Origin of the sequence: Phytoactinopolyspora endophytica (assembly GCF_004138495.1) — a bacterium.
In the GTDB taxonomy this organism is placed as follows: domain Bacteria; phylum Actinomycetota; class Actinomycetes; order Jiangellales; family Jiangellaceae; genus Phytoactinopolyspora; species Phytoactinopolyspora endophytica.
Map to the genome: position 1 here is coordinate 334356 of NZ_ML142851.1, position 4661 is coordinate 339016.

General features: G+C 63.0%; 6 protein-coding genes and 1 pseudogene. 3 read left to right on the plus strand and 4 right to left on the minus strand.

Annotation, left to right across the window (positions count from 1 at the left end):
- Both ELR45_RS07350 and ELR45_RS07355 read right to left on the minus strand, forming a co-directional pair.
- Nucleotides 1-219: maleylpyruvate isomerase N-terminal domain-containing protein (locus ELR45_RS07350; RefSeq protein WP_205856188.1), on the minus strand; the 219-nt coding region annotated here is incomplete at its 3' end.
- A gap of 85 nt (nucleotides 220-304) precedes the next feature.
- Nucleotides 305-907 (minus strand): TetR/AcrR family transcriptional regulator, encoded by a 603-nt coding sequence (locus ELR45_RS07355; RefSeq protein ID WP_129664716.1) that lies wholly within the window; start codon nucleotides 905-907, stop codon nucleotides 305-307.
- Nucleotides 908-1000: 93 nt separating this feature from the next.
- Between ELR45_RS07355 and ELR45_RS07360 the strand changes: the two genes are divergently transcribed.
- Complete coding sequence (locus ELR45_RS07360; protein ID WP_129664718.1) at nucleotides 1001-1414, plus strand: VOC family protein; 414 nt, start codon at nucleotides 1001-1003, stop codon at nucleotides 1412-1414.
- 159 nt (nucleotides 1415-1573) lie between these two features.
- On the opposite strand, the gene ELR45_RS07365 is transcribed toward ELR45_RS07360, so the two are convergent.
- A complete protein-coding gene (locus ELR45_RS07365; RefSeq protein ID WP_129664720.1) occupies nucleotides 1574-1882 on the minus strand; it encodes a hypothetical protein in 309 nt (102 codons plus the stop codon).
- 767 nt (nucleotides 1883-2649) lie between these two features.
- Between ELR45_RS07365 and ELR45_RS07370 the strand changes: the two genes are divergently transcribed.
- Nucleotides 2650-3237 (plus strand): hypothetical protein, encoded by a 588-nt coding sequence (locus ELR45_RS07370; protein WP_129664722.1) that lies wholly within the window; start codon nucleotides 2650-2652, stop codon nucleotides 3235-3237.
- Between the two features lie 125 nt (nucleotides 3238-3362).
- Nucleotides 3363-4136 (plus strand): hypothetical protein, encoded by a 774-nt coding sequence (locus ELR45_RS07375; protein ID WP_129664724.1) that lies wholly within the window; start codon nucleotides 3363-3365, stop codon nucleotides 4134-4136.
- Between the two features lie 111 nt (nucleotides 4137-4247).
- On the opposite strand, the pseudogene ELR45_RS37160 reads toward ELR45_RS07375, so the two are convergent.
- Nucleotides 4248-4661: pseudogene (locus ELR45_RS37160) on the minus strand (hypothetical protein); the annotation flags it as partial.

A 4661-nucleotide genomic window follows, 5' to 3' on the forward strand; every position in this document is an offset into this window, starting at 1 on the left:
GGCGAGCGAGGCTTCCGTGTCATGATCCTTCTCGCCGCGGAGGTTCGCCGCCGCCCATCGGTGCACCATGCTCTGGTGGGCGACCAGGTCTGTGACGTTCCAGCCGGGGCATGTCGGGACGGCCGCGCCGATTCCCGCGCGTGCGGCCGCATCGCGGAGTCTCGCACCGCTGGCCACCAGCGCTTGGATGTGGTCATCGAAACTCAGATGCGTCGGCATGGCGGCATCATAGAGTCGGCGCTGCTCGATGTCTCCAAGCTGTCGTGACTATGGCCGGATACGACGAAGGGTTGGCCGGATGTTGTCAGCTGCGCAGAGACTCGAGGAGGCGGGTGAGCACGGCCATGGTGTCCTCGAGGTCGCGCTCGCGGTTCCCCGTCCGGGCCAGCCATAGTGCCGCCTCGTTCATCGCCCCCGAGAGCAGGTGGGCCAGCGGTGCAACCGGATGATCGGTGATAATCCCTTCGTCGACCAGTTGGGTCAGGGCCACCTCGAGCTGCTGCATCGAGGTGGCGGCGTCGAGTTCGCGCCACGCACCCCAGCCGAGCACTGACGGTGCGTCCACCAGCATGATCTGTTGAATTCGCGGCTCGGTACTGGCGGTGAGGAATGCCCGGCAGCCGGCGACCAGCTGTGTCCAGGTGTCGGCGTCTGGAGCCGCATCAGCGATGTGCTCCGCGACTTCATCGTGGACCTGTCTCAAGACCGCGCGGAACAGATCGTCCTTGCCGGAGAAGTGGTGGTAGAGGGCCCCTTTTGTGACGCCCGTCGCCTCCACGATCTCGGCCAGGCTGACGTGCGCGTATCCCTTCTCCGCGAAGAGCTGTCGAGCCTCGGCGACCAGGGCTTGGGTCGTCTCCTCCCGCTGCTGCGCCTTGGTGCGGGTCGGCCGTGGTGTCGATGGCATAGCCCGATCCTAACGCTTGACGTACCGCCGGTATGTGTTTAACCTTGAGCCAAGAAACATACCAACGGTACGTATCCAAGTGAAGGTGGAGCCATGAAGCTGTCGAGTTTCTATCCAGTGATCGCTACCGAAAACGTCGAGGCCAGCCGCGACTTCTACGTGGAGCATTTCGGCTTCACGGTCGTCTTCGAAGTGGACTGGTACGTCAGCCTGCGTCGTGACGGCGACCCTGCGTACGAGCTTGCGATCCTGGACGCCACGCATCCGACCATCCCGGAGGGCTATCGAAAGCCGGTCGCCGGGCTGCTTCTCAACTTCGAGGTCGACGACGTCGATGCCGAGCACCGCCGCCTGGTGGACGGCGCCGGGCTTACCCCTGCCCTACCGTTGCGCAGTGAAGACTTCGGGCAGCGTCATTTCATCGTCACCGATCCGTCTGGCGTGCTCATCGACGTGATCACCGAGATTCCGCCATCTGAAGAGTTCGCCGCGCAGTTCCTGAGCTGACGGGTCGTGCTGTCTGCCGGTCCGATTCTGCGCGGGTGCGGCTCTGAGTCGTAAGCCCTGCAGAGTGAGGCCCACGGGCACCCGGCAGAACGCTATGCGGACATTCAGCGCCGGCGCGTGGGTAACGCGCCGGCGCCGACGGTCTACAGGGCGACTGCCCTAGACGCCGATGAGCGCCGGTCGGTCGAACTGAGCATTGGCGACGTGCTCGCCGTCGTTGATGAAGGTCACAAGATAAGCGCGCATCTCGGCGGTGAACTCCGAGATGTCGTCCGAGTCGAAGCCGGCGATCGTCGCCAGTGCTTCCACGTCCGGCACCTCAGCATCGACAAGCGAGTCCGTCATCGTATCCAGGTCGAGTCCGCACGCTCGGGCCAGCGTCGCAATGGTCTCGCCTCGCTGTAGTGCCGCCTCGAGTGCCGCGGGTGTGACACCGAGGATCCCTGCCGCAGTTGGTATCGCGTACATCATCACTCCTATTGACGAGGGTCGTCTCGTCGTTAGTTGCCATCCTTCACACGGAACCTGAGAGTGGGCCAAGATTCGGATGAACGGACCATGTGAGTTCCGTCTCGCTGGGCCTGCGCTCGTTAAGTCGGGACATAAGTTCGCTGCATACGGCGTCGATAGGGATCGAACCGGGCCGATGACGGACGCATTGCTGGGGGGTGTCCACGCCGGCCAGGAACGCGGCTCAGCCACCCGGCCCGGAACGCGGCTCAGCTACCGTCTCGGGATGAACTCATCTAGCGTCGCCGGCTCCTTGCCTGTCGACGTGTCCCGCTCGAATCGGGCTGGACCTCCGTTAGACCTCTGTAGGCACGCTTGTGGACATACCGGACACGGTGTGTTTCTTTTTGTCATTGTGCGGATGACGGTCTAGCGCGCCGGCTTGACTGAGATTACTCTGTCCGGTCATGGATGATCTTGAGCGCCGTGTGGTGGGTCACGGAGCGCCGGTAGATGAGTGCGCTCCCGTGTGCGAGTGTTCGGCGTCAATCCGGCATGGGACGACGGCATGGTCGTCGCTTGCGCTGACGTCGGCGAGAGTAGCGAACGTCGGCTGTCAGCGAGATACGCGAGACCATGCCGATGCGGGGCCGGAACGGTGGAGGCGATACGGGGCGTGGAGGTCCAATTCGCCTGTTCAGGCTGTTCGGGGCCCTATGGTGCGAAGTTGGTCGTGGTGTCGTGCGGTACGACGATGGGGCACGGCGTCGATCGCGGCAGGCGTCATGTTGGTGGCCGGATGTTCAAGCGACGATGACTCCGGAGCGGAACCTAGTGACACAGGGGCGGAGGCGAGTGCATCGGGCACGAGTACGCCGGAGCCGACGCATGGGTCGAGTGGTGAGCCGACTGCTGAACCGTCCGACGAGCAGTCGAGCGATCCCGGTGATGACTCGACCCCGGACGCTGATCCGACCGCTGAGCTTGAAGCGGAGATCACCGAATTCTTCGAGGAATACATCGAGACGGTGAATCAGAGCTGGACTTCCGAAGACGCGCTGGCGCGCCGCCGAGAGATGTTCTCAGACAGTTGCAATGCTTGCTTGGCGGGCTACGAGCTAGCCGACGAAGCACTTAGTAATGGCTGGCGGCTTGAAGGTGAACCGAGCACGGTGGGGGATGTTTCAGTCACATCGTATGACGGTGATATCGTCGCGTTTCTGGCCGTTAGCGACGCTCCGGCTGCGGAACTGATTGATCCTGGCGGAAGTGTGGTGGACTCTTTTGATGAGAATCTTGGAAAGCAAATTGTCTACCAGGTGCAACGCAATGAAGATGGTGCGTGGGTAATAATCAAGAGCGAGTCGCTATGAAGGCGGGCATAGTTGGAGTTCTCATAGCGCTACTTCAAGTTTTCTTTATTGAAGTGCCTGCGGCGGCGGAGGGCTGCGGAACCGATCGTGATGGCGATCCCCTGCCGTGTCCGCCGACGCCGGAGGTGGATAATCGTGGCGTCGGGTATATCTACGACAGCGAGTCGCGTGCGTTCTATCCAGACACGCCGCTGGGCGGCGGGGAAGTAGCCGACGGCGACGGCGTCGTCTGGATGGTCCGATATGTCATTCGCTGCGGTGGGAATGATCCGGATCTGCACGGCAATCAGATATGCGTCGAAGCAATGTGCGAAGAAGACGGCCAGCACGGGTTCTATGTACAGGTGTATCGCCGTGAGAACGCGGGAGATCCATGGCAGACGTGGCCGGGCCGGGAACAGATATGCCATACCGCCGGCGAGGATGGCGAGCCGATTCCGCTGGCCGATGTTGAGGCGGAGGTCATCGCCTTTCTGGAAGAGCATTACGAGGCCATCGCAGAGCCGGAGATAGAGGTAGCTCCCGCCGTCAACGCCGTGGTGAACCTACCGGTGATCGCCGCCACCGAGGACCCAGGAACGGTCGGCTTCGACATCGAGAATCCCCTCCCGGGCAGCGTGGAGGCAGAACCGTCCTACGCGTGGTCGTGGAGTAACGGAACGGGCGGGCAGGGGCCAGGGCGTGGGTACGACGGCACCGACCCACTGGCTGAACCGGGCCATTACCCCGTACACGCCGTCTACGCGCGTTCCGGCCAGGGACAGGTCGACCTGACCGCGACCTGGGAGGTGACACTCTTCGTGGAGGGCAACCCGCCGATCACGGACATCGAGCCGCTGGTCTATGAGGCGGCGGAGACCTTCACTGTGCGCTCCGCTCGCACCGTCCTGGTCGACTGAGAGAAAGGCCTCGCGCGCGGCTGGACCTTCCAGTGCAAGCGGTGTGCTGTCCCGGTGGTCACCAGCCTTCGACGCGTTCTCGCGGCTCGGGCCGATGACCACCGGGACGGATCAGGCTTCGAGGAACTGCTTCAGGTCAACGAAGCGCTCTCGCCAAAAGGCCTTCATCCGGGCCAACGCCTCCGTGTCGGGCAGCTTCTCATGCTCGAGTCCGACCGTGGATTTGGCGTCGCCCTTGGCCATGAAGCCGGCCACGATCCGTGTTCCGTCGTTGTCCCAATCCGCGCGGAATGACTTGGGTGCATTGGCAGTTCGCACGTGGATAGTGACACCTGGAAGCCATCGTTCGCGCAGCTCAACGTCGTTGAAGGCGTCGAAGAGGCGTTCGATGGGCACGGCTACCGTCTTGCTCGCGTTGGCCGAGAACGTCCCGTCGCTGCGCTGGCCGGGCGCGCGAATTCCGCGTGCCTGTTCGTACGAAACAGTGATGCTCTGCGCCCACCATCCGGGGACACGATGCTCCTC

Bases quoted from the DNA above. Each gene is read 5' to 3' on its own strand.
- ELR45_RS07370 (WP_129664722.1), top strand. From the start codon at position 2,650: ATGTTGGTGGCCGGATGTTCAAGCGACGATGACTCCGGAGCGGAACCT.
- ELR45_RS07365 (WP_129664720.1), bottom strand. From the start codon at position 1,882: ATGTACGCGATACCAACTGCGGCAGGGATCCTCGGTGTCACACCCGCG.
- ELR45_RS07360 (WP_129664718.1), top strand. From the start codon at position 1,001: ATGAAGCTGTCGAGTTTCTATCCAGTGATCGCTACCGAAAACGTCGAG.
- ELR45_RS07355 (WP_129664716.1), bottom strand. From the start codon at position 907: ATGCCATCGACACCACGGCCGACCCGCACCAAGGCGCAGCAGCGGGAG.